Raw genomic sequence first — 25,831 nt, forward strand, 5'->3', positions numbered from 1 at the left:
TAGCCTGACTTCCTGTTGCGGGTATCCTCATCGTCAGTATTTTCGAGGCAGATGGTTGATATCAAGGAGTATACCCCGTTCCATCGTGATGTACTTCCCGGTTCGCAGCTCTGCCAGAATCCGCATAATCCCGCTCCGTGAAAGATAGGTTCGGCTTTTAATATAGGTTGCAGCCGTAATTTGTTGCCGTATCGCATCCGGCTCTTGCATAAGCTCAACCAGCTGAAAGCGGATGATGTCATAAGCCGACATCTGCGAGATTTGTGCGCAATGTTCATACACCCGGGAGGCCGTGTAAATCAGGAGTTTCGAAAAATGCTCCCATAGATCCAGTTGCGCCACGATGTGATTAAAACAATCCAGTGACACCCGGGCGATCTCTGACGTCTCCAGCGCTCTCACATAAAGATGCTCTGAGGAAAACTGACTACTCACGCCCAGAATAAACGGTGATGATTCAGAATTTAATACAATGCCATCGCCGCGACGGTGCAGCGCGACGCTACCTTGCAATAGTAAAAAACATTGCCGGATATCATCTTTATAATAATGCACGACCTCACCTCTGCCGATCACTACTCTTTCTGCTGCTGGCAACACATGTTTTATCAGAGTCTCGATGTGCCGGAATGGCTTTAATTCCAGGGTAATTGATTTATCTTGGTTTTCCGGGGTGGTTAAGCGCGTGTTCATATGCAGCCTCAATTCCTCAACTGTGATCGCTTTATTGATCGACCGAAGAATTATCTTAAAAATTAAGAAGCCGCGAAATATTGGCCTGGGGTCTAAAAGTAGACCGCTCAAAAGATGCATTCTAAGTTATTGATTTTGTGTCCCATGATCTTTGAGTCTAAAAATAGACCGGACCTTAATAAGCATGATAAAAAAGAAGAAATGTTGCTTATTCGTTAAGTGGGAGTCTACTTATAGACCCACAAAACATTTGAGTTTAAGAAAATGATTAGATAAATTTTAGCCAGTCAGCAGAACAGTTCATGGTCTTACCGTAATTATTTATGGCTGCCATGCTGCACAGTGAAAATTAAGGCACTGGTACAAAAAGAGTGTAACGCTCATCGGCACCCTATTGCCTGAATATAAATGGCAAACAAAGTTAATAAGGAAACAAAGTAATGAAAAAAAGTCTTGTTTTAGTTGCCTTGACCGCAACTGCAGCGCTGTCTATGTCTCACGCTTTTGCTGCCGCTGGCACCGTGAATTTCGTCGGCAATATTCTGGATACTGCCTGTGAAGTCGATGTGGCATCGCAAAACCAGCAGGTCAATCTCGGTAACTTTTATAAAACTGAATTTCCGAGCAGTGGCACAAAAGCGGCTGCAAAGGATTTTAATATCGTACTTAAAAACTGCCCAACCACGGTGACTTCGACCAAAGTACGCTTTGATGGCACCCCCGATCTGACCAACCCTAACCTGCTGGCTATTGATACATCAACCTCCAGTGCGGCGTCAGGGGTGGCGATTAACCTGATGACCGCCGATAAAGTCGACCTGCCTTTGCACGGTGAGAACAGCTATAACTACATACTTAGCAGTACCCAGGACAATACGCTGAAATTCTATGCGCAATATATCTCCACCACGGCATCAGTAACGCCGGGTACGGCCAACTCTGTTGCTAACTTCTCCATTGTATATAACTAATTTTCTTTCAAGAAATGCTGATGGGGTCGATACGGCCCCATATTTCAGAGGTCTAAAATGAATGTTCTTGGCAGTATCTTGCTTACCATCACGATATTGAGTATTGGCGTATCCGTTGCTCAGGCCGGTGTCGTTATTGGTGGTACGCGCGTCATTTTTGATGGTAATAAAAAAGAAGCCTCGATTGGCATAAATAACCCTGATAAAACCCCTTACCTTATCCAGTCGTGGATCGAAACACCTGGGGGGGGTGGCGAAAAGGCGCCTTTTATCATTACGCCACCACTATATCGACTAAATAATGGCCAACAAAACGTCGAGCGCATTGTTGCCACCGGAGCCTTACCTCAGGATAAAGAGAGCTTGTTTTGGCTTAATATAAAAGCCATCCCCTCCGCAGCTAAGGTTGACAATACGTTGCAAATTGCCATTAAAACCAGAATTAAACTTATCTACCGTCCGGCGGCGATGAAAGGCGCCTCCCCTGAAGAACAGGTCGATAAACTACGCTGGCAACGTGTTGGTAATAAGATACAGGTAAACAATCCGACTCAGCATGTCATGAATTTTAACGAGATTTCACTATCAGGTAAAAAATTACCAGATGTCAGTTATGTATTACCCGGCAGTACCGCGATGTTCGATTTACCCTCCGGCGTAACGGGCGGGCCAGTGACATTCAAAATTATTAATGATTATGGCAGTCCCGGGGCAGAACACAAAGCCAGTCTGTAGACCGGCGCAAAGACACTGAGTGGGATTTATGATGATGGCAATGGATTATATAAAAGCACGGTCTCCACGGTTGGCATTATTGATAACCATCGCGCTCTTCGGTAATACACAAAATAGCTATAGTCGCGATTTTTTTAACCCAGAACTGGTTGAACTGGATAATCCAGGGACAGAAAAAGTCGATCTTTCTGGTTTTGAATCTGGCGCGCAAGCCCCCGGGAATTATCATGTCGATGTCGTCCTGGACGATCGGTTAGTCGATACCCGCGATATCAGGTTTGTGTTGCTGAAAGAGCCTGGCGGTGATGATAAATTAGTCCCCTGTTTATCCATTGAGCAATTAGAAAGCTGGGGAGTCAAGACGGGCCTTTTTCCCGCGTTAAAGGGTGAAACATCCTGTGCGAACCTGTCCGCGATTCCCAAGGCTAGTGCGGATTTCCAGTTTGCCATGCAACGTCTGGTATTGAGCATTCCGCAAGCGGCACTTTCAGCGCAAGCGCGCGGATCGGTGCCACCGGATCGCTGGGATCAAGGCATTAACGCCGCCCTGCTCAACTACAGTCTGAGTGGGGCGAATAACTGGGCCAAAAATAACAACAGCAGCACCAGCGATAATCAGTATGCCAACCTGCGTCCTGGTCTGAACATTGGCCCCTGGCGGTTAAGAAACTACACCACCTGGTCGCGAGATTCACAGGGTCATGATGCGTGGAAGACGGTTTATACCTATGCTCAACGTACGATAATCCCGTTAAAGTCTCAGCTCACGCTGGGTGACAGCTCTGCCCCGGCAGATGTGTTCGACAGTATGCCTTTCCGGGGAGGACAACTTGCTTCCGATGATGACATGCTGCCCGACTCCCTCAAGGGCTATGCCCCAGTGGTGCGTGGGATCGCCCGGACTAATGCCTAGGTGATAATTCGCCAGAATGGCTATCAGATATACCAGAGCTTTGTGGCACCGGGCGCTTTTGAAATCACGGACATGTATCCTACCGGAGGCGCCGGCGATCTTGATGTCACTATTAAAGAGGCTGATGGCAGCGAGCAGCACTTTAGCGTGCCATTTGCCTCCCTTCCCGTATTACAGCGTGAAGGCCGAATAAAATATGCGTTAACGGGCGGCCAATATCGTTCGTACAACGGCAGCGTGGACAAAACGCCCTTTGCTCAGATGAGCGTTATTCTCGGCTTGCCCTACGGCTTTACGTTTTACGGCGGATTGCAGGAGTCGAGTAAGTACCAGTCGCTCGCCGCGGGCGTCGGTAAAAACATGGGTGACTTTGGCGCTATCTCCAGCGACATCACCCAGGGCTGGTCCACGCCGCAAAATATGCCGAAAACCAGGGGGCAATCATGGCGGGCTCGATACAGTAAAAATTTTGCCGCAACGGGCACCAACTTCGCGATTGCCGGCTACCGCTATTCGACCAGCGGCTACTATGGCATGCAAGAGGTCCTGGATTCTTACGGTGACAGTCATGCACTTCAGGACCGACGCCGCAACCGTGCTGAGCTGACGCTGAGCCAGGGGCTGGGAGACCGTCTGGGATCGTTGATGCTGAACGCCGCACGTGAAGATTACTGGAACTCAGGTAAGGCGATGGAATCATGGAGCGTTGGGTATAACAACTACTGGCACAGTATGAGTTATGGCCTGACCTGGACTCTGAGTAAGAATGGGGGCGCGGGAACGTACAGCGCACCCCAGAGCGACGATAAAAACCAGATGCTGGCGCTGAATATCAGTATTCCACTGGAAAAACTGTTGCCGCAGACATGGGCAAACTATGGCATGAATGCCAGCAAGAATAACGGTACGACACACAGCGCTGGGTTAAATGGTGTTGCTCTGCCGAATAATGCGCTCAACTGGAATATTCAACAGGGTTACGGCACTCACGACGTGGCCTATACCGGCAACATGAATGGTGATTATCGCGGCACCTATGGTGAAATCACCGCCGGGTACAGCTATGACAAAAATACCGATCGTCTGAACTATGGGATTCAGGGAGGCGTGGTTGCGCATGCCAATGGCGTGACGTTCTCTCAACCATTGGGCGAAACCAACGTGCTGATTGCCGCCCCCGGGGCTGCCGGCGTAGGCATCCAGAATATGACTGGAGCGACAACCGATTATCGCGGATATACGGTTGCCTCTAACTTAATGCCTTATCGCAAAAATGATGTGTCATTAATCACTGAAACATTACCGGCTAACGTTGAGTTAGAACAAACGGTCAAAACCGTGGTCCCTACGCGTGGCGCGATTGTCAGGGCGAACTATCGGGCAAGCGTCGGTGTTCGCATGTTGATGACCTTGACCCAGCGAAACGGCCAGTTAGTGCCGTTTGGCGCAATGGCCAGCATTGAAGGAGCAGAACCAAGCAGCTTTATCGTTGGTGATAGCGGACAGGTGTATTTGACGGGGCTCGATCCCCAGGTAAACCTGATCGTGAAATGGGGAAATCAATCCGCAAACACCTGCAGGGTCTATTACGCGATAAACATGACGAAGCAGAATAACGATGTGATTATCGATAATGCTGTTTGCCGTTAACGTTGAACCAAATTTTTAAATCAGGTGCATAGATATGCGACTTTTCCGATCTGCATTATTAATGCTGGCTTTGTTGTTTCCATTGACGGGCTTCTGTTGTGATTATACTTACATCGGCTCTCCCTATACCGTGGATTATGGCAATATTATTGTTCAGCGCGATGTTCCCGTTGGGCAAGCAATAAGCAATGAGATATATGGTTCCTTAGCACATGCTTATACCTGTGTCACCACCGGCAATGAAGGGTCAAGCTCAGGAATGAAAAGCGCTATTTTACCCTATGTCGCGACGTACGGCGCGCGGCGCGTTTATCAAACCAATGTGCCTGGGGTGGGTATTTCTTTTGGCTTTTACATGAACTCCAAAGCAGGCGCGTCGACGTTTAGCGGCACCGATTATATTGACCGCGGTAACGCTTCAATGTCCAGTTGGTCATCAAACCCTGGAGAACTGGTTATTCACGATTATCAGCCAGTTATACAATTCTGGAAGATTGGTGATATTACCTCTGGCTCAGTAACGGGGCAACTGGCATCGTTTGTCGCCTTTACGATGCAATATCTCGGCGGAGAACAAGCGCCTGAGATTCCCGTGAATGCGGGGGCCGGATCTATTACCCAGGTGGCATGTGCGGTGACAACATCGAATATTGTATTTGAACTGGGTGACGTTTTGGTCACTGAGTTTGGTTCTACGGTGGGATTAACCCCCGCTAATGCGCAGAAAACGCAGAATCTCATTCTGGACTGTGATGCCGGAGCCAATATTAACGTCATGCTCTCCGGCGCACAGAATCCTGACGTCAGTGATAATACCGTGCTGGCGTTAACCGGTCAGGGAAGCGCAGGCGTCGCACAGGGGGTTGGCGTGCAGCTGGTTTATAACAATACCCCTCTAATCCTTGGCAATAATCTTGTTCTGAAGAGAACCAATGGCGGCCAGGAGATGTTCCCGTTAACCGCACGCTACTATCAGACCAATACAACGGTAACCACCGGCATCGCAAATGCGTCCGCAACGCTGAGTCTTACCTATCAATAAAGGCTGTTAAATGAAGATGAATAAACTAATCTTGCTGATGGCATGCGCAATGGTATTACCTGCAATGTCCGCAGACAATGTAGATATCAAAGTCACCGGGCGTATTATCGCTGCGCCCTGCGTCTTTAACGGTGGTAGTGAAAATATGAATGTTGATCTTGGCAATATCCAGGCAACAAACATGTTCACCCCCGGGTCTTCTTCCGATCCGGTTACTTTTCATCTCCTGTTTACCCGCTGTCCGCCGGGCACGCTGAGCGTGACGACCCGTTTTAGCGGAACGCCTGACCCGGAAGCGGGCGTGAATTATTACCAAAACAGCGGCACGGCAACCCGCGTGGCCATTGCGATGTCTGATGCCACAACGGGTCTGTTGATGGGCAGCGGATCCAGCATCACGCAAAATATAGCTGAAGACAGAACGGCGACGATACCGATGAAAGCCATGGTGACCTCCGTGGCGGGAAGGCCGACACCAGGTTCCATTCGCGCCGTCGTCGTTTTAACAATGCAATACAACTGATGGGGCGCTGGCTATATAGGGTCATAGGCGCGTTAGTCATCATCCCCTTCAGGAAGCTAACAGGGTGAAATAATGTGCTGCGTCTATCATTACCCGAATGCAGGAGCGCTTAATAAATATGTTTCGGTATGGTAAATGGTTAATATTGTAATAAAAGAGTCGGATACCCTCTTCCAATGTGGCCTGACCTTTTTTTTTAGTGATTTCTTTTCCCAACACAATACTACAGTTGATTTCAATTTTAACTTTACGTCAGAAAGCGTTCAGCTAGCAGACGTCATTGTGCTGGCATTATGTCCAGGCGAATGTTTTATTTGCTGCCCTGAACTACAGAAGCGAAAAAAAGGCATTGTGATTGGTTTTGTTGATGATGATATGCGAGCCTCTGCGCTCCCCTCTTGCTTTCAGGATATTATCTTTATCTCTCGCCGGCATTCCGTGAGACAGTTACGTAGAGCAGTACATACGGCCTGGCACCGGCTGCAGCAGACAAATTATCGACAGTCACCCGCGTCATGTTTTGACTGTCAGCCGACCAAATTGTCACCGCAGCAAATCCGCATCATGATCTGTTTATATGAGGGGATGTCGGTAACGCAAATTGCCGATGAGCTTATGATCAGTGAGAAAACGGTCTATGCGCATAAATATATGGTCATGAGTAAATTTAACTTACGCAACGATTATGAGCTAATGCTTCTGCTCAATAAACTGACAAAAAATAACGACTGGCCAAATGGCTTTATAAAAGTTAGCCAGTGATACCAATGCGCTGAGAAGGCAACTGACACAGGGGCGCGAGCCCCTGCATGGTTACCGCCGGCTCATCGCCAGCTTCGCGGCAAATACCAGAAACAGGCAGCCGGTCGTTCGATCCATCCATTTCACTACGGCCGGTTTTTTCAGGATGCCGGCGGCATAGCGAGTGGCGGTAATCAGCGTTAACGACCACAGCGTACCAATTAATACATGGATAGCGACCAGCAGAAAGGTCCAGCTGACGGGTGAATGTCCGGCGGGGATAAACTGAGGTAAAAACGAAACGTAGAAGACGCCCATTTTGGGATTAAGCACATTCCCCAACATCCCGCGCAGGAACCAGTTACTCGTGGAATTGGATTCGGTCGGGTGGGTGTTAAATTGCTGGCGTGGGCGCAGGAGCAGCTGGATGCCCAGCCAACAAAGGTAGCCCGCGCCGCACCATTTCAATAAGGTGTAAGCCAGTTCAGAAACCGCCAGTAGCGCGCCCAAACCAAAGGCCACCAGCGCGCCCCAGATAAAGCACCCGAGATCGATGCCTAACGCGGCATGCAAGGCTTTGCGTCCCCCTTCCGCGGTCGCCGTGCGCAGGATAAGAGCAGTATCCAGACCTGGCGTCAGGGTAAGCAGCGTGGCAGCGAGGGTGTAAGCAAGAAGTGAATCAGTGACGAGCATTTCCTGTCTCCGAAAGAGACAAGGTTACTGAAGTGTTCACATTTTTGCAACAAGAATGATGAGCCATTAAACATGGATGGCGTCCGCCTGGATAACGGGAAGTCCCCTATGAGGCTCTCTATCCAACGCATACAACAACCGGACCTGTTGCCCGGTTGCCATCTGCCAGAGCGGAGAAGGCAACTTAACGGATACTTGCCCTTTTAGCATTTAAAATTCTGTTCGCGCCATCAACAAACCCTTCACCACCTGGAAATTGACTTATCCAGCGCGGCAACGATGGTATAACTTGCGCTATATCATTGATCGTGTTCATTCCCAACGTTTTGCTGTAGTAGCTGAACATGGGGGCATCATTGAGCGAATCACCACTGTAGAAAACCGATGCCTGTTCATCTGATTCTTCCAGTACGTAAAAATGCTTTAACACCTTTCTGCTCATGACGAGTTTGTCATACCCCCCTAACCACCCCAGTACCCATAGATTATTAATGGTATAGCTGCATTTATTTTCCGCTAATTCGTCAATGAGCTGTCTGGTCTGCTCATGATTTTTGGGAAGTTTGAAAGCGATACTCGTCAGGCGAAAATCCTGATCGTCAGACACTTCAACCCAGGGGTATTTCTGGCTAATCTTGAGAAGAATATGGCTGATTTTTTCTCGATTGAGAAGATATTTGTCTTCATGCCAGAAGTACCTGTTAATACCATGTTCGATGTTATTTCTGGTAAGAAATAATCCTCCATTTTCAGCGATGACCCCATCAACTGGCCACATTCTCGCCATCTGATCGGCCCAGCCGGCAGAGGCCGCCGTTACCGGAATCACCTTGATGCCCGCATGTTGTAGCATTTCCAGACTCTGATAGGTTCGGGCCTGCAGTCTGCCCTTATAAGTCAGCGTTTCATCCATATCAGTTAAAACAAAACGAATATTCTGTAGCTCTTCATTCTTAACGTTATCAATTAAATTCATAAATCCCCCATACTGGTGATATTAATGGCTTTATTGATAAACGTTAATATCGAATTGGCATTTGATATTCTCTATTAACTCGAGAGATTTGATCCTTCTTACTGCACGAAGAAAGTCCGCAGGGGCATTATCTGGCCGAAGATTAATTCATTGGTCCCTACATTCAGCAGAAACCTATCGAGGCTTGCGCTTCCCTGCGCTATCAACGTTCTGCGCCATCGGCAACCCCTGCTTATCGCTTCAACTCGTCCTGCCACAGCGGGGATGACGCCAGCTGTTGGCATACCGTGTCGATAAATACCCGGGTATGCCGCCATCAAAGCGGTCTCTCCGCGGATGGCCGCGCGTGGAGAAGGCGCGATCCTGCTGACTGGCGGCATGTTTGCCACTCAGCCCCACACCATCAGTAACCCTCCCCGGCCGTCGCCAGGCGTCCGGGAGCCATCGCCCGGACGTGCGGAAGAAACGTCATCCATCGCTTGCTTTCCCTGTCACCTCGGATCAGGATACGACGATATTCATGGAGGCTATGTGATGAAATATTTTATCGGTATGGCGGTGACGTTATTGTTGAGCACGCCGGTGCTGGCGGCGGGCGAGCTTGAGATTAACCAGTCTCCCCTGACGCTGGTGTTGAGCGATCAGAATCAGGCACGGGTCTCTTCCTGTGCCGATTTCATTGCGCTGCGTAAAGCGGGAGAGACCGTCGATGCGCTGCCCGGGCTTTCCGACCCGGATGGCCGTGCGGCGGAAGCGGCGTTATTCTCCTGCTGGCTACAGGCCTACACCATCGATCATACGTTATTCCCCTCTGCTGCGCCGAAACCAACCCTGGCTGAGGTGGTTCAGCACTTTCCTGCCAGTGCGGCGTTTATCGTCAGCGATGACGAAAAGCAGGACGTCGCCAAAAACTATGTGGGGAAAACCATCGCCGACTATACCCCGGACCTGAAAGCCAGGGACGATCGTCTGGAATCAGCGGCCAGCGCCAGCGGTTATGTGCTGGATGAGTATTATGCGTTTACCGATAAGCAAGGGCATCAGCTCAACATTGTCGCTCTGGTGGGCTACGCCATCGGCGGTACGGCAAGCGTGAAAAGCTACTATCGCATCGATGACACGCACGCCCGCGTCTGGAGCGTCACCCTGCTCGATGAGAACAGCCCGTTATAAGCGAGGGTTCCCTCTGCGGCGCTACCGCAGAGGGTTTCCCGTTTACCTGGCCAGCCACTGACGCCAGCCGCCCCAGGCGGTGATCTCTGTGGCCGCGCCCAGCCCTCCGGCTTCGCAAATAAAGCCTGTCACCCAGCGGCCGTCGGCCAGCTCAATCTGTCCCAGCCCCAGCGGCGCGGGGATAGCGGCCAGCAGCGACCCCACCTCGGCGCTGGGGATCTCCCAGACTTCCACGGCTATCGCGTCCCCCTCTGGCTCGTCACGCACCATCGCCGGGCGCTTGCCATCCGGAAGGGCATACAACCGATAGCGCGGCGCGCTGTGGGTCGCCTGCAGCAGCCTGCCGCCCCGCGCCAGCAATTGACCGTTCAGCGGCTGGCCGGACAGATGCGCGCCGCATACCGCGAGAGCCATCCGATCATGTCCCGCGGGATGTGCAGGCGGCGGGCTTTCCAGCCGCGCGCCGCCAGCCAGCGGTAGCCGCTCCGCGCGCTGGAAGGCGTCGGCCAGGCTCAGCAAATACTGATCGGTAAAGGCCCGGCCAAACAGCGTGACGCCGGAGGGCAATCCGTCAGGCATAAACCCGCACGGCACGCTCACCGCCGCATAGTCCAGCAGGTTCATAAAGTTGGTGTAGTAGCCCAGGTCGGCATTGCGGGTGATGGGCTCCACCGCCAGCTCGTCGAGCGTTACCGGGCGCGGAACGGTTGGCGTCAGCACGCAGTCCAGCGTCTCGAGAATGGCATCGCACTGCGCTTTATACCCCTGCAGCTGATACATCGCCTTAAAAGTCGCCGTCGCGTCGATATCAGGCGCTTTCGCCAGCACATCGCGAATGACCGGCAGCACGGCATCCGGCTGCTGCTCAATCAGCGGGCCAGCCACCGCATAGCGTTCAGCAACCCATGGTCCGTCATATAGCAGGCGGGCGGCGGCCAGAAATGGCGCGAAATCGATCGCTATCGGCACGCCGCCGAGCGCCGTCAGCCGCTGCACGGCCTGGGCGAACAGCGCTTCGCTGACGCGGCAGCCGAGGAAGTTAAGCTCCCGCGGGACGCCAAAGCGAAACCCGGCGGACGGCCTGCCGAAGGCCTGACGGCTGTTCCACTGGGGATTGCGGCGGCTGTAGCTATCCTGCTGATCGGATCGGGCAACCAGGGCCAGCAGCTGGCTGGCCTCGTCGGCGGTGGCGCTGAAAAAGGTCACGCAGTCCAGCGTCCGGCAGGCAGGTACCACTCCAGCGGTAGAGATCACCCCTTTCGTCGCTTTCAGCCCCACCAGGTTATTCAGCCCGGCCGGGACGCGACCGCTGCCGGCGGTGTCGGTCCCCAGCGCGAAGCTTGCCACGCCCAGCGCTACCGCCAGCGCGGAGCCGGCGCTGGAGCCGCCGGAGGGATAAGCGGGATGGTACGCGTTGCGGCAGCGGCCATACGGCGAACGGGTCCCGTTCAGGCCGGTGGCAAACTGGTCGAGATTGGTTTTGCCCACCGGCACCGCCCCCAGGGCAATCAGCTGAGCGACAATGGTCGCGCTTTGCGTCGGCCGGTAAGCAAACGCCGGACAGGCAGCGGTGGTGACGATCTCCGCAAGGTCAATATTATCTTTGATCGCGAACGGCACCCCGTACAGCGGGAGCGTCTCTGGCGAATGGCCTTCCAGCGCCGCCAGAAACGGCGCCTGCTCCGCTTCGCTCAGGAGATGAATAAACAGATTAAACTCGGGATTCAGCGCTTCCGCCCGCTGGCGGATCGCCGCCAGCAGGGCGCGCGGGGTGGTGTTGCCGATACGATAGTTCGCCGCCAGGGTCGCCAGGCGTAAATCAAACGTCTGCTGCATCATGCCTTCTCCTCAATAATCACTGCCACCCGCTGCCCGGCACGCACCGCGCTGCCTGGCTGCACATTGACTTGCTGAACCCTGCCATCGCATGGCGCCAGCAGCGGGATCTCCATTTTCATCGACTCAAGCACCACCAGCACATCGCCGGCACGTACCTGGCGGCCCACCGCGGTCTGCACCTGCCACAGATTGCCGGATACCGGGCTTTCCACCCCCTGTTCCCCCGGCTGCAGCGGCGCATCGCCCGCCTCTTCTGTCGCGCTCTCCTGACTGTCGAAATGAGCCTGGCCGCTGGCGATCCAGCGCTCGCGCTCGTCGTTAAACGCCCGCTGCTGATGGTCGCGAAATGCGCTAATGCTCTGCGCCTCGCGAGCGAGAAACTGCTGGTACTCCGCCAGCCGCAGCGTGCTGTGCTCGATGCGCAGCGGGTAGCGTCCGAGCGGGAAATCGCGGCGAATCTCCAGCAGTTCCTCCGCCGAGACCGGATAGAAACGCAGCTGGTCGAAAAAGCGCAGCAGCCAGGGCTTGCCAGCAAAATGAGCCACCTCGTGATAGCGACTCCACATCTGCAGGGTGCGGCCGACAAACTGATAGCCACCCGGGCCTTCCATGCCGTAAACGCACAGATACGCTCCGCCGATGCCCACCGAGTTTTCCGCCGTCCAGGTTCGCGCCGGGTTGTATTTGGTGGTGACCAGCCGATGGCGCGGATCAAGGGGGGTAGCCACCGGTGCGCCGAGATAGACATCGCCGAGCCCCATCACCAGATAGCTGGCGTCAAACACCGTTTGCCACACCGCCTGCTCATCCGGGAGATCGTTTATCCGGCGAATAAACTCGAGGTTGCTTGGGCACCAGGGGGCGTCCGGGCGGACGGTGGTCATATATTTGTCGATCGCCTTGCGGCAGGCGGGATCGTCCCAGGAGAGCGGTAGATGCACCACCCGTGTAGGCACCTGCAGATCGTCGCTCATGCAGACCGTGGCCCACTCCTCGCGGACCCACGCCAGCAGGGTCTCCAGCGCCAGCGTTTCCGGCTGGTAATGCAGCTGCAGGGAGCGGATCCCCGGCGTGATATCAATGATCCCTTCCCGGGCTTGCTCCTCAAGGGCCTGCATCAGGGCATGGATGCGAAAGCGCAGCACCAGATCCAGCTCCGCCTCACCGGCCTCCAGCAGCAGATGGGTATCGCCGGAGAGGCGCGCCACCAGGCGTTTGTCAGCGTCGCCGCAGGTCATCACCACCGGCGAGGTAAGCGGCACAGGCTGCCAGGCAACGTCCTGCGCCTGCAGGGTCGCCAGCTCCGCGCGACGGCCTGCCGCCAGTCGCCGGGCGGTGGGGACGTCCACCGCCACAAAGCGCACTTTATCCCCCGCCTTAAGCTGGCCCAGTTGCCAGAGATCGGCTTCGATCACCGTCACCGGGCAGACGAAGCCCCCGAGGCTTGGGCCGTCCGGCCCGAGGATCACCGGCATATCGCCGGTAAAATCCACGGCCCCCACGGCATAGGGGTTGTCATGAATATTCGACGGATGCAGCCCGGCTTCGCCGCCGCTGTCGCGGGCCCAGACCGGCTTGGGCCCGATCAGGCGCACGCCGGTGCGGCTGGAGTTAAAATGCACCTCCCAGTCGGTGGCAAAAAAGGTCGCCATATACGCCGGGGCAAAGAACTCCGGCGCGCCGTGGGGACCATAGATCACCCGCAGCGTTCGCACTGCCGCAAGCTCAGTGCGCAACCCTGCAGGAAGCGCCGCACTTTCCGTGGTCTCAGCCGGAGGTGCAAGATGCAGCACGTCGCCGGCGCGCAGCGCCCGTCCGCCGTGGCCGCCAAACTGACCGAGGGTAAAGGTGCTTTTACTGCCCAAATAATCCGGCACCTGAATGCCGCCGCGCAGGCAGAGATAGCTTCTGACCCCTGGCCCGCTTATCGCCCCCAGCCTGAGGGTCGCACCCGCCGGAATAGTGAATACGCAGTCCATCTCCTGGTCGACGCCGTCGAGCGTTACGGCCAGCGGCGCGCCGCAGACCACCGCCTGTACGGCGGTATTAAATTTCAGGGTGGGTCCGCTAAGGGTGATCTCCAGCGCAGCGTCGCCCTCGGCATTGCCCAGCAGACGGTTGCCCAGGCGCAGCGCCCGGTCATCCATCGGTCCCGAGGGCGGTACACCCACCGCCCAGTACCCCAGACGTCCCGGGTAGTCCTGGACGCTGGTCTGGGTGCCGGCGCTCAGAACCTCCACGGTATCGGCCCGGTAGCGCAACTGCTCCAGACAGCGAGTCCAGGGTTCTCCGGCAGTAAACGGCGCAAAGCTGAGGATCTGCTGCAGGTACTGGCGGTTGGTTTCGACGCCGTACAGGCGGGTCTCTGCCAGAGCCTGCGCCAGGCCGGCGATCGCCTCATCGCGGCTGGGGCGCCAGACGATAGCTTTCGCCAACAGCGGGTCGAAAAACGGCGGCACCTCACACCCGGCCTCCACCCAGCGATCGATGCGCAGGGTGGCGCCGTCCGCCGGTGGAAACCAGACGTCGGTTAACAGTCCGGGAGAAGGCTGAAACTGGCGGCCAGGATCTTCGGCGTAAATTCGCGCCTGAATAGCATGGCCCCGGGGCTGTAGCCCGGCGGCCAGCTCGCTCAGCGGCGGTAAATCCCCTGCCGCCAGGGCGATCATCCAGTGCACCAGGTCCACGGCCCACACCTGCTCCGTCACGCCGTGCTCCACCTGCAGTCGGGTATTGACCTCGAGGAAATAGAAACGCTGCGCCGCGCTGTCGTAGACAAACTCCACCGTCCCGGCGCTGCGGTAGTTCACTGCTTTTCCAAGGGCAATGGCCGCGCTACACAGCGCCTGCGCCATCCCGTCCGGCAGATTTGGCGCCGGGGTCTCTTCAATCACTTTCTGGTTACGTCGCTGCAGCGAGCAGTCGCGCACGCCGAGGGCGATAACTTCCCCCTTCCCGTCGCCGAAGATTTGCACCTCCAGATGGCGGGCGCGTTCGATATATTTTTCGAGAAACACCCCGGCGTCGCTGAAGTTGTTTTGCCCCAACCGCTGTACCGTGGCAAACGCCTCGCTCAGTTCGCGGGCGTCGCGGCAGACGCGCATGCCAATCCCTCCGCCGCCCGCCGTGCTCTTGAGCATCACCGGGTAGCCCACCGCCTCAGCCGCCCGGCAGGCTTCCTCACTGTCGGCCAGCAGTTCGCTGCCTTCCAGCAGCGGAACGCCCTCCGCCTTCGCCAGGGCGCGGGCGGTATGCTTCAGGCCGAAGGTTCGCAGCTGTTGCGGAGTCGGGCCAACAAACGCCAGTCCCGCCGCCTCACAGGCTTCGGCGAAGGCGGCGTTTTCCGACAGAAAGCCGTAGCCGGGATGGATAGCGCGGGCGCCGCTCTGCAGCGCGGCGGCAATGATCTTCTCTACCATCAGATAGGTTTGCGCTGCCGGCCCCTCGCCAAGGCTGAGCGCCTCATCCGCTTCGCGGACGTGCAGACTGCTCAGGTCGGCTTCGGCGTAAACGGCGACGCCCTTCACCTGCATGGCGCGCAGGGTGCGCAGAATGCGGCAGGCAATCGCCCCGCGGTTAGCAATCAGTAAGGTATCAAACATAAGCGGAACTCACAGCGAAGCGGGTCGTCCCGCAATAATTCGTCTTCCCCTGAGGTCGTCCCCGGGAGAGCCGGCGCTTAAAGGTGGCGCGTCGGCGTGTGGTTCAGGCGGTCGGCGCGAACGGCGAACAGCCGAAAGGCCAGCAAACGCCAGCGCTGCCAGCGGGTCAGTTCCATACCAGCACCTCGGCGGGGGTCGGGTTCCAGCCGTTGCAGGGATTGTTGAGCTGCGGGCAGTTGGAGATCAGCACCATGGCGTTACACTCCGCGCGCAGTTCCACGTATTTTCCCGCCGCCGAGATGCCATCCTCGAAGGTCAGACCCCCCTCCGGCGTCACCGGCACGTTCATAAAGAAGTTAATGTTGGCGCCGATATCGCGCTTATGCAGACGGCCATCGTGCAGACAGGCGCAGAGAAAATTGTCCCGGCAGCTGTGCATATAGCGCTTGTCGAGAGCGTAGCGCACGGTGTTGCTCTCCTGGGCGCAGGCGCCGCCGAGGGTATCGTGCCGCCCGCAGGTATCGGCCACGATGGTCATCAGCGGATGACCAAGATTGGAATAGAGCACGCTGCCGGCGGTCAGGTAGGCGTTACCCTGGCGGCGCAGCGTGCGCTGCGCATCGTAGCGCTCGCGCGGGTTGTCGGCGTTGTAAAACAGGGTATCAATCGCCTGGTTGCCTTCGAGATCGAGCAGGCGCAGGGTTTGCCCTTTTTTTACCTCAAACAGCCACGGCTCCCCAGCGGGGATCACATGGCGATAGACGGCCTCTTCCGGGCGTCGGTTACTGGTGATAAGGGTCATAAACGCCTCCTTACAGGGCAAAAAGTTGGGTATTGCGGAACGCGCGCTGGTTCTCATCGCGGGTCAGGAGCGCCTGGGTGGCTGCGTCTTCATCGTCGGCCTGATACCAGCTCAGCTGCACCGGACGGGGGGCATACTCGGTGGCCGGATCCTGGGGATGCGGCAGCGCGGTGAGCACCAGCAGGACGTCCATCGGGGCATACAGTTCCACGTAATCCCCGGCGCGGCTGTTGCCGGAGACAAACTGAAAGCGCCCCTCGTCATCGACGGTGACTTTGCTGAAGAAGTTGACCACCATCAGCAGATCTTCCAGACCGAGATCCCATTTCCCCATCTCCACCAGCAGGTTATCGACGCCGTTGCGGTAGAAGCCATTGCGTAATTCCTGGTAGCGTCCGGCGCCATATTTGTCGTGCGTCTCTTCGGCGTTAAGGACCCCGCCGAACGGATCGTGCCAGCCGCAGCTGTCGGCGACGATCCCGGCGAGCACCCGGCCCATATCGGAGTAGAAACAGTGCCCGGCGGTCAGACGCGCGGTATGCTGCCCCTTGAGGGTATCCGGCAGGTTCAGGCGCTCACTTTTCTCATGGGGGTTGAGCATCATCATGCTGACGTTCGCCCCGCCGTCGATATCGGTCAGGCGCAGGATCTGCCCTTTGCGCAAAATCAGCGAGGTGTGCGCCCCGCCGGGAAGCTGCTCTTCGCGCAGGCTGGGGGTGGAGTGAAGCAGTTCAGTCATCAATTTATCTCCTTAATGCGTAAACGTTGGTGTCGCTACCGGCGGCCAGCTGTGCCATCCGCGCTTCATTGAGCGGGATGTCGTAGGTAATACGCGCTCCCCAGGCGTTGGGCGCCTGCGGGTCGATGCGCACTTTGTCGAACACCAGCAGCCTCGTGCCGAGGTTGAAGCCTTCCGCCAGGTCGTGGGTGACCATAAACACCGTCATGCGCGTTTCGCTCCACAGCTGGAGCAGCAGCGCATGCATATCCTTGCGAATGCCGGGATCCAGCGCGCCGAAGGGCTCGTCCAGCAGCAGCACCCGCGGCTGCATCACGAACGCCTGGGCAATGGCCAGCCGCTGCTGCATCCCGCCCGAGAGCTGCGCCGGGTATTTATCCAGGGCGTGTCCCAGGCCCACTTTCTCCAGCATCCGCTGGGCCTGTTGCCGGGCCTCGCGCTTTCTGCCGCCAAACAGGCGCCCCAGCAGCGGGGACGCCGGCAGCTCCAGACCGATGGCGACGTTATCCAGCACGTTGAGATGCGGAAACACCGAATAGCGCTGGAAGACCACACCACGACTGCGGTCCGGCTCCGCCGCCAGCGGCTGGCCGTCGAGCAGGATGGCACCACGGGTCGGTTTTTCCTGACCGAGCAGCAGGCGCAGAAAGGTCGATTTACCACAGCCGGACGCGCCGACCATCGAGCAAAACTCGCCCTCTTTCACCTGCAGATTGATGCGCTCCAGCACCACGTGGTCGCCGTACTCCTGCCAGATGTTTTTGATGTCGATAAAACTCATCCCCGACCTCCTTCCGCCCACGGGAAACAGGCCTTGTGCAGCTGGCGCAGCGCCAGATCCATCAGCCATGCCAGCAAAGTGATCCAGATGACATAGGGAATAATCACGTCCATCGCCATATAGCGCCGCACCAGGAAAATGCGGTACCCCAGCCCGGCGGTGGCGGAGATGGCCTCGGCGGAGATGAGGAACAGCCATGCCGAGCCCAGCAGCAGGCGCAGGGAGGTGATCAGCCGCGACAGCAGCTGGGGAAGCACCACCCGCAGCACCAGGGTCCAGCTATTGGCGCCGAGGGTCTGCGCCTTAATAAACAGCTCCGCCGGGATCTCCTGCGCCCGCTGCTCCAGGTCGCGCGCCAGCATCGGCGTAATACCGATGACGATCAGCATCACTTTCGACAGCTCATCCAGGCCAAAGACGATAAACAGCACCGGCAGGATCGCCAGCGGCGGGATCATTGACACTACCGTCAGCAGCGGCGACAGCGCCGCGCGGTACATCGGAAAGACGCCGGCGGCGATGCCGATGCCGAGGCCGATCAGCGACGAGACGGCCAGGCCCGTCAGCAGACGGCTCAGGCTGATCAGCGTATCGGCCCACAGCAGATACTCGCCGCTGCGTTTGTCCGGGGTGAACGCCATCCGGTCAATGGCTGCCACCATCTGCGACAGGCCTGGCAGCAACTTGTCCTGCGGATTGGCTTCCAGCCGCACCGCCGATCCCATAAACCAGGCGGCGATCAGCACGACAAAAGGCAGCAGCATCAGCGTCAGGCGCATCCCCTTTTGGGGATAACGGTTAATGTGGCGCATGGCGTGGTCTCCCGGCGGCAATCATTAGAGCTGGCCCGCGGCGGCCAGCTTCAGGTAGCTGTCGTCAAAGCGCAGTTTGCGGTTGGCGGCATCGCCGAGGGTGACATTTCCCGGAAAGGTCATGCCGATAAAGTCCGCGCTCTGCGCCCCTTCACCCAGCAGGCCTTTATCGAACGAGAACTGCGCCACTCGCTGCATGGTTTTCGCCAGATCCGGCGAGGAGATAAACGCCAGGGTGTCGGCAGGCGTCCAGAACAGATGGGTGGTTTTCAGCTGCGCCTGGTAGCCGGCAAGATCGGTACCGGCGTCGGCGGCCATAGCGCTCAACGCCTGGCTATCCCCGGCCTTCATTTTGGCCATCATTTCAAACCAGGCGCCGGTCAGGGCTTTGCCCAGCGCGGGGTTATCTTTCAGGGTCTGGGTATTCACCACCATCATGTCGATAAGCTCGCCGGGCACCTGCGAGGAGCTAAACACTTCGCTGGTTTGCGGGGTCTTTTTGATAACCGACAGCTGTGGATTCCAGGCCACCGCCGCCCGCACGCCGCTGGTGCCGAAGGCCGAGACGATATCGGCATCGGAGGTATTCACCACCTTGACGTCTTTTTCCTGCAGCCCGGCTTTTTCCAGGCCGCGCACCAACAGATAGTGGGATACCGACAGCTCCGGGAGATACACCGACATTCCTTTCAGGTCGCTGAGCTTTTTATCCACCCCTTTGAGGACCACCCCGTCGTTACCGTCGGAGTAGCTGCCGGTGATCAGCGCCGTACTGTCGACACCGCCCGCCGCCGGGATCGTCAACGCGTCCATGTTGGTCATCGTGCAGCCGTCAAACTGCCCGGCGGTGTACTGGTTGATGGATTCGATGTAATCGTTGAGCTGAACGATATTGATTTTGATGCCGTATTTGCTGGCCCATTTATCAATGATCTTTTCATTGCTGATGGCGCCCCAGGGCATCCAGCCGGCGTAGATGGTCCAGCAGACGTTGAACTCTTTTTTGACGGCGGCAAAGGACGGGACGCTGGTCAGCAGCGTCAGCGACAGGACGAGTGAGCGGAGGAGCGGCGATGTTTTCATGGTGGACCTCTGGTTAGCACGAGAAACGGAGCAGCGCGACACCCAACGGTGCTGCTGTCTCCCGGGCTTTTATCCCGCCGTGTAACCTCGCCGAGGTCGCCAGCTCTCGGACCAGACGTTCACCGCGGTGAACCGGAACCCTAGCCAGCTATTGTGTGATCTGAATTGTCTGTTGCGCTGCTTTCTGCCGATGTTCTTGCAAGCGCCATGCCAGGAGCCAAATAGCCGTTTCATCGGTGATTTACCGCCAACCGGCGCATCGCCTCCCAAAAATGGGGAGTAAAAGTGGGGCATTGCATGGCTTTGGTGCAGGAAAGATAAGCATGCCTTCCCGCATATCGGCGTGTTTCCCCGCGCACCGCAATCACGCATTTGCACCGCCTCAGTGCCGCTTGCTCACCATGCCGCATCCCTTCAGATCCCACCTCATCACATTAATATCTTGAATATAAATGATTATTTTAGGTGGCACGTTTAATGCTGTGCGCTTGTATACCGCGATGTGGACAAGATCGTATGCCGTATGGCCACAACACGTCGTCACTCTGCGGTCGCCATCTTCCCCTTTCCGTGAGGCATCCAGGGTGAATGCGTTTCACGGAAGTCTGTTAACTGAAAACGGAGAACAACATGACGACACTCAGCGAACCGTTGGTTACCCCGAAATATGGCAAATGGCGCCAGCTGGTGCTGGGCTTGATCTGTATGGCCGCCATCTCCAGCCCGCAATATGTCTGGACGCTGCTGACGAAACCCCTGGCCGCCAGGCTGGGCGTCGGTCTGCCCGAGCTGCAGGTCACCTTCTCGCTGCTGATCATCCTCCAGACCTTCTTTTCGCCCTTTCAGGGGCGGTTAGTGGAAAAATTTGGCCCACGGCGGCTGATCGCTATCGGCACGGTGATGGCCGGAATGAGCTGGGTGCTTTCTGCGCAGGTGAAGGGCCTGGCGACGCTGTGGCTGGTTTATGGCTGCATGGGCGGCCTCGGGACCGGGATCGTCTATATCGGCGTTGTCGGCCTGATGGTTAAATGGTTCCCAAGGCAGCGGGGTTTTGCCGCCGGCGCGGTGGCGGCGGGCTACGGGATGGGGGCGATCATAACCACTTTCCCCATCTCCCTGTCGCTGACCACTAACGGCCTTGAACACACGCTGACAACTTTCGGGATCCTTTTCGCCCTCGTCGGCTTCCTCGCCAGTCAGGGGCTGAAGCTGCCGCCGCCTGCTGTCTCACTGCCCGTTAGCCAGACGGTGGCACAGAGCAGCAGATCGTTTACCTCCCGGGAAATGCTGCGCCAGCCGCTGTTCTGGCTGATGTTTGCCATGATGGCGATGATGTCGACTTCCGGGCTGATGGTCACCTCGCAGATGGCGGTGTTCGCCGAGGACTTCGGCATTAGCCAGGCGGTGGTGTTTGGCATGGCGGCGCTGCCGCTGGCGTTAACGATAGACCGCTTCACCAACGGCTTAACCCGGCCGCTGTTTGGTTTTATTTCCGACCGCTTCGGCCGCGAGCAAACCATGTTTATCGCCTTTGCGCTGGAGGGGGTGGCGATGACGCTCTGGCTGGCGTGCCGGGAAGATCCGCTGCTGTTTGTCCTGCTCTCCGGGGTGGTGTTCTTTGGCTGGGGGGAGATCTTCTCGCTCTTCCCGTCGACGCTCACTGATACCTTTGGCAGCGAACATGCCGCCAGCAACTATGGCTGGCTGTATATTTCGCAGGGCATCGGGTCCATCTTCGGCGGCCCGCTGGCGGCTCTGCTCTATCAGTACACCCACGGCTGGCATGTAGTTTTCAGCTGCGCCATTGGTCTGGATTTTATCACCGCTGCCCTCGCGCTGTGGGTGCTAAAACCGTGGCGCGCGCGCTTTATCCGCCAACATAGCTGATCGCCCGGCCGGACAGAAGTGACGGCCATGCCGTCACTTCACTGATATTCGCTGCGCAGCAGCGCGTACAGATACTCATCGCCCCACTCGCCTTTAAAAAAGATATTCTGCCGGTAATGCGCCTCGCGACGAAAGCCCAGCCCTTCCAGAAGTTTGATCGCCCCGGTATTGCGAGTGTCTACCACCGCTATTAGCCGGTGATGGGCTAACTGCTCAAAGAGTAAGGCTATCACCGCCCTCATGGCTTCCCGGGCATACCCCTGATGCTGATATGCCGGGGAAAAGGTCATCCCAAGCTCGGCCTGTCTGCCCCGATCGAAAAAATGGATCCCCACATCTCCCGCCAGCGCACCGTTGGCCTGGATCGCTACGGCAAGCTGGAACCAGCTTTCATCCTCAGCAAAGGCCAGCGAACGCTGTTGTTCATAGAAGGCTGTCGCCTCTGCCATGCTGTAGTGGGTCCAGCTCTGAAAGCGGGCCACCTCCGGCAGGTTGCGATAATGGCTGAAAGACGGCAGATCTTCCGTTCTGAACCGGCGCAGCAGCAGCCGGGGCGTGGTCAGGGGTAACATCATCTCTTCTCTTCTTCCTGGTGAGACGGGCAATCGCGCGCCATCTTAACCTGCGTAGCCTGGCGCTGCCAGGCTCATGGCGGAGCCTCATCCCAGCGATAGATTTTGGTGGTGGCCAGCGCCAGCATGGCGAAATCTTCCGGCGTATCGCCGTAGGCGAAGATCTCCTCGTAATCGGCCAGGGAGTAGTTCGCCAGGATACGCGCCTTTTTGGCCAGGCCGCTGCAGTCTCCCCCCTGATACTTTCCGGTCGCTGCCCCGTTTTGAAATTCCACTTCGCTGCACAGCAGCTCAAGATTATGCTGCTGGCACCACGGTCGAAGATAGACATCCAGCGAGGCTGAAACCACCACCACGGTGTCCCCTCGCGCCTGATGCCAGGCTATGCGCTGCATCGCGTTCTCCCGCAGTGTATGGGGAATAAATACCTGGCTATGATCGTTCCCGCGCTGCAGGATCTCAGGTTGCGATTTCCCGGCAAAAGCATAATGAAATACTTTTTGCCGGATGGCAGAGGCGGAAAGCCAGCCCATTTTCCAGGCGAGAATATACGGCAACAGCCGCAATTTGCCCTGACGAATGGCTTTCGCATCGAGGGACTGATAAATAAAAGGGGTAAACGTATCTTCGTGGGTGATCGTGCCATCGAAGTCAAAAAAGGCAATGTTCTTCTTCATCCTTGTAACCTTATACAGACACACCGGCGCCGCTAAGGTGCGGCTGATTTACTTTTTTCCCGCCTGGCGGCAATATCCGGCATAATGCACCGCTGTCGCAGGACGGCCGTGTCTCCGGCCGTCGTGACAGCGAACCAGTCGACAGGAAAACGCATGAAGCCAAAACAAGCGGACATTCTCCGCCACGCCAGCGCGCTGTTTAATCGCGAAGGATATCAGTCCCCCAGCATCGAGCGGATTGCTGAGCATGCCGGCATCTCCAAAATGACCTTCTACCGCTACTATGCCGATAAAGAGGCGCTCATTCTGGCTATCCTCCGGCAAAAAGAGAGCGAGTTTATGCAGGATCTGACGCAGATCACCGCGGATAAAGCCACCGCGCGGGAGAAGCTGTTCGCCGTGTTCGACTACTATCAGTGCTGGTTGACCTGCGAAACGTTCCACGGCTGCATGTTCACCCGCGCGCTATTCGAATATGGCGCGTCATCGCCGGCGATCCGGGAGCAGTGCTCCCGCTTCAAGTCGCGCCTGTGGCAGTTTTTCCGCGATATCCTGACTCTGGTATTAAAACCAGAGCCTGCCGAACGGGTCGCTATGATGATGGTGATGCTCATCGATGGCGCCATCGCCGCCCAGCAGGCCGAGTCCGCCGAATGCCGGGAGATCCCGCCGGGGACGACCGCCTGGAGCGCGGCCAAAGCGCTTATTTACTCAGAAGGCGGTACGCTGTGAGATGATGCGCTGCCGTCCAGCGACTGCAGCGCCGCCAGCAGGCCATCATAGTAATCGTTGCAGGTTTGCAGGCGCAGCGCGGCGCCAAAGTAGACCTCCTCCATCGCCGCCAGATGTTTTTTGCCAATCGGCATAATGACATTATTCAGCCAACCGTCCGCATGGCCGATATCGACCGTGATATGTTCGGCATAGTAATGCACGTCGCGATCGGAAAGCCCAATCCGCCGACAGCCCGCCACCAGTTTTTCATACTGTGGCGGGTCGAGCAGTTCGGTCATCGCCATCACTCCCAGCGATTTGTAATAATGCTGACGATTTACGCCGCCGACCATAAAGGCGTTATACCCGGCCAGCCCCTGCCACTCGTACAGATGGGCAAAATGGTTGTCCGGTAAGGCGATATTCCGCCGCTTCAGTAAATCCTTATACAGATTGACGTGGGTGATCTCAGTGCTGCCCTGACCTATCTCATCCCACAAATTCTGCGCAATCTCGGCGCGGGTTTCCGGCAACGAGCCCACCAGCCCCATCGCCACCAGATCGAAGAAAAGCAGATTCAGCGCGCTGTCGCTTTTGAAGAAATAGTCGATCTGCGCGGCGGAGGCCTCGCTGGCAAGGAAATCGAACAGCGGATGATGAGACGCCCGGTGCTGCTGGCATAGAGCGCGCAGTTCGTCGACGATATTGCCGGCATTGAGCACCGGTCGCTGGCGGTGGAAACGTTTGCTTTCCGCCCGCAGCCACTCAGACTCAATGTAATTTCGGATCCCGGAGAGCAGTGGATGAAACTGATTGGCAGCCGCCGGCGAGAGCGGGTCGGCAAGCCAGGACTGATAGAGGATGAACAGCGCATGGTGCGCGCGCTTTTTGGCCTGCGGGTCGTCAGCGGAGAAGGCGCGGATGCAGGTATTCTCAGTCAGATGCCAGGCTCTGTCGGCGACCTGCGGATTGGCCGTCAGCTTCAGCGACAGCGCGTTACTGTGCAGAAGCTGGTCAATTAACTCATCCAGCGCCAGCCTGGCCATCACCGCGGTTTGGTCACGACCAATGACCCCATTGTCGGTATTACGCATGAATTTATCCCTGTGAAATGCATGGCGACTATACGGTATAGTACCGCTCACAATGCGGCAACGTAAATTTCATTAATATTAATAACGTGCTGTTTTTTTAGAGAATTTAAACGAAACAAACAAAAACCACTAAAATATTATTGATATTATAAAAATAATAACGTTACCATCCAGTACAGTGACAAACGACATAAGGAATCACTATGCCCTATCTGTTACTGACGCTGGCCGCCCTGTTCTGGGGCGGGAATTACGTTGTCGGTCACGTGCTGGTTCAGGGCGTGGATCCGATCCTGATGACCGAAGCGCGCTGGGCGCTGACGGCGCTGCTGCTGGGCCTGCTCTACCGCCGGCAGATTGCCGACAGTCGTCACCTGCTGCAGGAAAACGCCCCGGCGGTGCTGGTGCTCACCCTGTGCGGTCAGGTCAGTTTCCCGCTCACGCTCTATATCGGTCTGCAAACTACCTCCGCCCTCAACGCCGCCATCTATATGTCCGCCACGCCGAGCATGGTGCTGCTGATTAACCGGCTGATTTTTCGCGACCCGGTATCGGCCCGCAACTGGCTGGGGGTGGTCTTCAGCACTCTTGGCGTGATGATCCTCTTATTCCAGGGGAATCCGCTGCATGCCGCCTCGCTGCATACTTTTTCCGTCGGCGATTTGTGGGCGATGGGTTCGGCGCTGAGCTGGGCGCTCTATTGTTCGCTGTTACGTCTGAAGGACCGCCGCATCCCGGCGAATGGCTTTGTCGCCGTCAGCTCGCTGCTCGGCGCCCTGCTCCTGCTACCAATCGTCGCCTTCTGGCTGATGCGCCACCCGGCGCAGGACTGGACCGCCTGGCGCGAGCCGTTTTTCCTTAGCGGTCTGGCTTATCTGGTGATTTTCCCGTCGTGGCTGGCCTATCTTTTCTGGAATAAAGGTATCGCTACGATTGGCGCCACGCGGGGGGAAATTTACACCCATATCATCCCGCTCTCCGGCGGGGTGTTGAGCATCCTCTTCCTGCATACCCAGCCCCATGCCTGGCACCTGTTCAGCGCGCTGTTCATTATGCTGGGGATTGGCATCTGCTCGCTGGAGAAACGCCAGGCGGCGACGGTTCGCCTGCGCGGTTAGC

General features: G+C 56.8%; 22 protein-coding genes, 1 pseudogene and 1 riboswitch. Of the genes and pseudogenes, 10 read left to right on the forward strand and 13 right to left on the reverse strand.

Features of this window, described 5'->3' with window-relative positions; translation table 11 throughout:
• Window positions 1-33 precede the first annotated feature (33 nt).
• Window positions 34-693 carry a winged helix-turn-helix transcriptional regulator gene (locus tag KHQ24_RS09270; protein WP_049092266.1) on the reverse strand — a complete coding sequence of 220 codons (660 nt, stop codon included), beginning with the start codon at window positions 691-693 and terminating at the stop codon, window positions 34-36.
• Between the two features lie 440 nt (window positions 694-1,133).
• On the opposite strand from KHQ24_RS09270, the gene KHQ24_RS09275 reads away from it, so the two are divergent.
• From KHQ24_RS09275 to KHQ24_RS09300, 6 genes and pseudogenes are all read left to right on the forward strand, one after another.
• Complete coding sequence (locus KHQ24_RS09275) at window positions 1,134-1,664, forward strand: fimbrial protein (protein WP_064183388.1); 531 nt, start codon at window positions 1,134-1,136, stop codon at window positions 1,662-1,664.
• A gap of 57 nt (window positions 1,665-1,721) precedes the next feature.
• Window positions 1,722-2,399 (forward strand): molecular chaperone, encoded by a 678-nt coding sequence (locus tag KHQ24_RS09280; protein WP_032456061.1) that lies wholly within the window; start codon window positions 1,722-1,724, stop codon window positions 2,397-2,399.
• A 28-nt stretch (window positions 2,400-2,427) separates the two neighbouring features.
• A pseudogene (locus KHQ24_RS09285) lies at window positions 2,428-4,962 on the forward strand (fimbria/pilus outer membrane usher protein).
• A gap of 34 nt (window positions 4,963-4,996) precedes the next feature.
• Window positions 4,997-6,004 (forward strand): fimbrial protein, encoded by a 1,008-nt coding sequence (locus tag KHQ24_RS09290; protein WP_032456062.1) that lies wholly within the window; start codon window positions 4,997-4,999, stop codon window positions 6,002-6,004.
• Window positions 6,005-6,014: 10 nt separating this feature from the next.
• Window positions 6,015-6,527, forward strand: coding sequence for a fimbrial protein (locus tag KHQ24_RS09295; protein WP_032456063.1), 513 nt, complete (start codon window positions 6,015-6,017; stop codon window positions 6,525-6,527).
• 135 nt (window positions 6,528-6,662) lie between these two features.
• Window positions 6,663-7,289: a helix-turn-helix transcriptional regulator gene (locus KHQ24_RS09300; protein ID WP_032456064.1), complete on the forward strand. Its 627-nt coding sequence runs from the start codon at window positions 6,663-6,665 to the stop codon at window positions 7,287-7,289.
• Between the two features lie 51 nt (window positions 7,290-7,340).
• Here KHQ24_RS09300 and KHQ24_RS09305 read toward each other — a convergent pair whose 3' ends face one another.
• Both KHQ24_RS09305 and KHQ24_RS09310 read right to left on the reverse strand, forming a co-directional pair.
• A complete protein-coding gene (locus KHQ24_RS09305; protein WP_053810379.1) occupies window positions 7,341-7,961 on the reverse strand; it encodes a LysE family translocator in 621 nt (206 codons plus the stop codon).
• A gap of 184 nt (window positions 7,962-8,145) precedes the next feature.
• Complete coding sequence (locus tag KHQ24_RS09310) at window positions 8,146-8,937, reverse strand: HAD-IIB family hydrolase (protein ID WP_192079811.1); 792 nt, start codon at window positions 8,935-8,937, stop codon at window positions 8,146-8,148.
• A gap of 534 nt (window positions 8,938-9,471) precedes the next feature.
• Between KHQ24_RS09310 and KHQ24_RS09315 the strand changes: the two genes are divergently transcribed.
• Entirely contained in the window at window positions 9,472-10,110 is a 639-nt protein-coding gene (locus KHQ24_RS09315) for a hypothetical protein (RefSeq protein ID WP_012968198.1), read from the forward strand.
• 42 nt (window positions 10,111-10,152) lie between these two features.
• Here the strand turns inward: KHQ24_RS09315 and atzF are convergent, their stop codons facing one another.
• From atzF to KHQ24_RS09350, 7 genes are all read right to left on the reverse strand, one after another.
• Window positions 10,153-11,949: an allophanate hydrolase gene (gene atzF / locus KHQ24_RS09320; RefSeq protein ID WP_108432971.1), complete on the reverse strand. Its 1,797-nt coding sequence runs from the start codon at window positions 11,947-11,949 to the stop codon at window positions 10,153-10,155.
• Window positions 11,946-15,551, reverse strand: coding sequence for an urea carboxylase (gene uca / locus KHQ24_RS09325; protein WP_211777240.1), 3,606 nt, complete (start codon window positions 15,549-15,551; stop codon window positions 11,946-11,948). The genes atzF and uca overlap by 4 nt, the downstream gene beginning before the upstream one ends.
• A gap of 166 nt (window positions 15,552-15,717) precedes the next feature.
• A complete protein-coding gene (locus KHQ24_RS09330) occupies window positions 15,718-16,353 on the reverse strand; it encodes an urea amidolyase associated protein UAAP2 (protein WP_017900291.1) in 636 nt (211 codons plus the stop codon).
• 10 nt (window positions 16,354-16,363) lie between these two features.
• Complete coding sequence (locus tag KHQ24_RS09335) at window positions 16,364-17,092, reverse strand: urea amidolyase associated protein UAAP1 (RefSeq protein WP_048294868.1); 729 nt, start codon at window positions 17,090-17,092, stop codon at window positions 16,364-16,366.
• Window positions 17,093-17,096: 4 nt separating this feature from the next.
• The gene (locus KHQ24_RS09340) at window positions 17,097-17,873 is read right to left on the reverse strand and encodes an ABC transporter ATP-binding protein (protein WP_004205863.1); all 777 of its coding nucleotides are present in this window, start codon (window positions 17,871-17,873) and stop codon (window positions 17,097-17,099) included.
• Window positions 17,870-18,685, reverse strand: a complete 816-nt coding sequence (locus tag KHQ24_RS09345; RefSeq protein ID WP_023318280.1) for an ABC transporter permease — start codon at window positions 18,683-18,685, stop codon at window positions 17,870-17,872. The genes KHQ24_RS09340 and KHQ24_RS09345 overlap by 4 nt, the downstream gene beginning before the upstream one ends.
• A 24-nt stretch (window positions 18,686-18,709) precedes the next feature.
• Window positions 18,710-19,768 (reverse strand): putative urea ABC transporter substrate-binding protein, encoded by a 1,059-nt coding sequence (locus KHQ24_RS09350; protein ID WP_023318281.1) that lies wholly within the window; start codon window positions 19,766-19,768, stop codon window positions 18,710-18,712.
• Between the two features lie 56 nt (window positions 19,769-19,824).
• Window positions 19,825-19,923: riboswitch (guanidine-I (ykkC/yxkD leader) on the reverse strand.
• A 475-nt stretch (window positions 19,924-20,398) separates the two neighbouring features.
• Between KHQ24_RS09350 and oxlT the strand changes: the two genes are divergently transcribed.
• Complete coding sequence (gene oxlT, locus KHQ24_RS09355; protein WP_064150025.1) at window positions 20,399-21,655, forward strand: oxalate/formate MFS antiporter; 1,257 nt, start codon at window positions 20,399-20,401, stop codon at window positions 21,653-21,655.
• 38 nt (window positions 21,656-21,693) lie between these two features.
• Here the strand turns inward: oxlT and KHQ24_RS09360 are convergent, their stop codons facing one another.
• Complete coding sequence (locus KHQ24_RS09360; protein ID WP_065802327.1) at window positions 21,694-22,230, reverse strand: GNAT family N-acetyltransferase; 537 nt, start codon at window positions 22,228-22,230, stop codon at window positions 21,694-21,696.
• A 71-nt stretch (window positions 22,231-22,301) separates the two neighbouring features.
• Window positions 22,302-22,904 (reverse strand): HAD-IB family hydrolase, encoded by a 603-nt coding sequence (locus KHQ24_RS09365; protein WP_017900283.1) that lies wholly within the window; start codon window positions 22,902-22,904, stop codon window positions 22,302-22,304.
• Between the two features lie 153 nt (window positions 22,905-23,057).
• On the opposite strand from KHQ24_RS09365, the gene KHQ24_RS09370 reads away from it, so the two are divergent.
• Window positions 23,058-23,636, forward strand: a complete 579-nt coding sequence (locus KHQ24_RS09370) for a TetR/AcrR family transcriptional regulator (RefSeq protein ID WP_004205853.1) — start codon at window positions 23,058-23,060, stop codon at window positions 23,634-23,636.
• On the opposite strand, the gene KHQ24_RS09375 is transcribed toward KHQ24_RS09370, so the two are convergent.
• Window positions 23,612-24,712: an iron-containing redox enzyme family protein gene (locus tag KHQ24_RS09375; protein WP_211777241.1), complete on the reverse strand. Its 1,101-nt coding sequence runs from the start codon at window positions 24,710-24,712 to the stop codon at window positions 23,612-23,614. The two genes, KHQ24_RS09370 and KHQ24_RS09375, sit on opposite strands and share 25 nt — an antisense overlap.
• 203 nt (window positions 24,713-24,915) lie before the next feature.
• Between KHQ24_RS09375 and KHQ24_RS09380 the strand changes: the two genes are divergently transcribed.
• Window positions 24,916-25,830 carry a DMT family transporter gene (locus KHQ24_RS09380; protein ID WP_017900280.1) on the forward strand — a complete coding sequence of 305 codons (915 nt, stop codon included), beginning with the start codon at window positions 24,916-24,918 and terminating at the stop codon, window positions 25,828-25,830.
• The last annotated feature ends 1 nt before the right edge of the window (window position 25,831 follow it).

Origin of the sequence: Klebsiella sp. 54, from assembly GCF_018223875.1 — a bacterium.
In the GTDB taxonomy this organism is placed as follows: domain Bacteria; phylum Pseudomonadota; class Gammaproteobacteria; order Enterobacterales; family Enterobacteriaceae; genus Klebsiella; species Klebsiella quasipneumoniae.

What these genes read in the sequence shown, in the direction of transcription:
- KHQ24_RS09300 (WP_032456064.1), top strand. Translation starts at nt 6,663, where the DNA reads ATGGTTAATATTGTAATAAAAGAGTCGGATACCCTCTTCCAATGTGGC.
- KHQ24_RS09375 (WP_211777241.1), bottom strand. Translation starts at nt 24,712, where the DNA reads ATGCGTAATACCGACAATGGGGTCATTGGTCGTGACCAAACCGCGGTG.
- KHQ24_RS09340 (WP_004205863.1), bottom strand. Translation starts at nt 17,873, where the DNA reads ATGAGTTTTATCGACATCAAAAACATCTGGCAGGAGTACGGCGACCAC.
- KHQ24_RS09275 (WP_064183388.1), top strand. Translation starts at nt 1,134, where the DNA reads ATGAAAAAAAGTCTTGTTTTAGTTGCCTTGACCGCAACTGCAGCGCTG.
- KHQ24_RS09310 (WP_192079811.1), bottom strand. Translation starts at nt 8,937, where the DNA reads ATGAATTTAATTGATAACGTTAAGAATGAAGAGCTACAGAATATTCGT.
- KHQ24_RS09350 (WP_023318281.1), bottom strand. Translation starts at nt 19,768, where the DNA reads ATGAAAACATCGCCGCTCCTCCGCTCACTCGTCCTGTCGCTGACGCTG.
- KHQ24_RS09370 (WP_004205853.1), top strand. Translation starts at nt 23,058, where the DNA reads ATGAAGCCAAAACAAGCGGACATTCTCCGCCACGCCAGCGCGCTGTTT.
- atzF (WP_108432971.1), bottom strand. Translation starts at nt 11,949, where the DNA reads ATGATGCAGCAGACGTTTGATTTACGCCTGGCGACCCTGGCGGCGAAC.
- KHQ24_RS09295 (WP_032456063.1), top strand. Translation starts at nt 6,015, where the DNA reads ATGAAGATGAATAAACTAATCTTGCTGATGGCATGCGCAATGGTATTA.
- KHQ24_RS09330 (WP_017900291.1), bottom strand. Translation starts at nt 16,353, where the DNA reads ATGACCCTTATCACCAGTAACCGACGCCCGGAAGAGGCCGTCTATCGC.
- KHQ24_RS09335 (WP_048294868.1), bottom strand. Translation starts at nt 17,092, where the DNA reads ATGACTGAACTGCTTCACTCCACCCCCAGCCTGCGCGAAGAGCAGCTT.
- KHQ24_RS09345 (WP_023318280.1), bottom strand. Translation starts at nt 18,685, where the DNA reads ATGCGCCACATTAACCGTTATCCCCAAAAGGGGATGCGCCTGACGCTG.
- KHQ24_RS09315 (WP_012968198.1), top strand. Translation starts at nt 9,472, where the DNA reads ATGAAATATTTTATCGGTATGGCGGTGACGTTATTGTTGAGCACGCCG.
- KHQ24_RS09290 (WP_032456062.1), top strand. Translation starts at nt 4,997, where the DNA reads ATGCGACTTTTCCGATCTGCATTATTAATGCTGGCTTTGTTGTTTCCA.
- KHQ24_RS09365 (WP_017900283.1), bottom strand. Translation starts at nt 22,904, where the DNA reads ATGAAGAAGAACATTGCCTTTTTTGACTTCGATGGCACGATCACCCAC.
- KHQ24_RS09380 (WP_017900280.1), top strand. Translation starts at nt 24,916, where the DNA reads ATGCCCTATCTGTTACTGACGCTGGCCGCCCTGTTCTGGGGCGGGAAT.
- KHQ24_RS09305 (WP_053810379.1), bottom strand. Translation starts at nt 7,961, where the DNA reads ATGCTCGTCACTGATTCACTTCTTGCTTACACCCTCGCTGCCACGCTG.
- uca (WP_211777240.1), bottom strand. Translation starts at nt 15,551, where the DNA reads ATGTTTGATACCTTACTGATTGCTAACCGCGGGGCGATTGCCTGCCGC.
- KHQ24_RS09360 (WP_065802327.1), bottom strand. Translation starts at nt 22,230, where the DNA reads ATGATGTTACCCCTGACCACGCCCCGGCTGCTGCTGCGCCGGTTCAGA.
- KHQ24_RS09270 (WP_049092266.1), bottom strand. Translation starts at nt 693, where the DNA reads ATGAACACGCGCTTAACCACCCCGGAAAACCAAGATAAATCAATTACC.
- KHQ24_RS09280 (WP_032456061.1), top strand. Translation starts at nt 1,722, where the DNA reads ATGAATGTTCTTGGCAGTATCTTGCTTACCATCACGATATTGAGTATT.
- oxlT (WP_064150025.1), top strand. Translation starts at nt 20,399, where the DNA reads ATGACGACACTCAGCGAACCGTTGGTTACCCCGAAATATGGCAAATGG.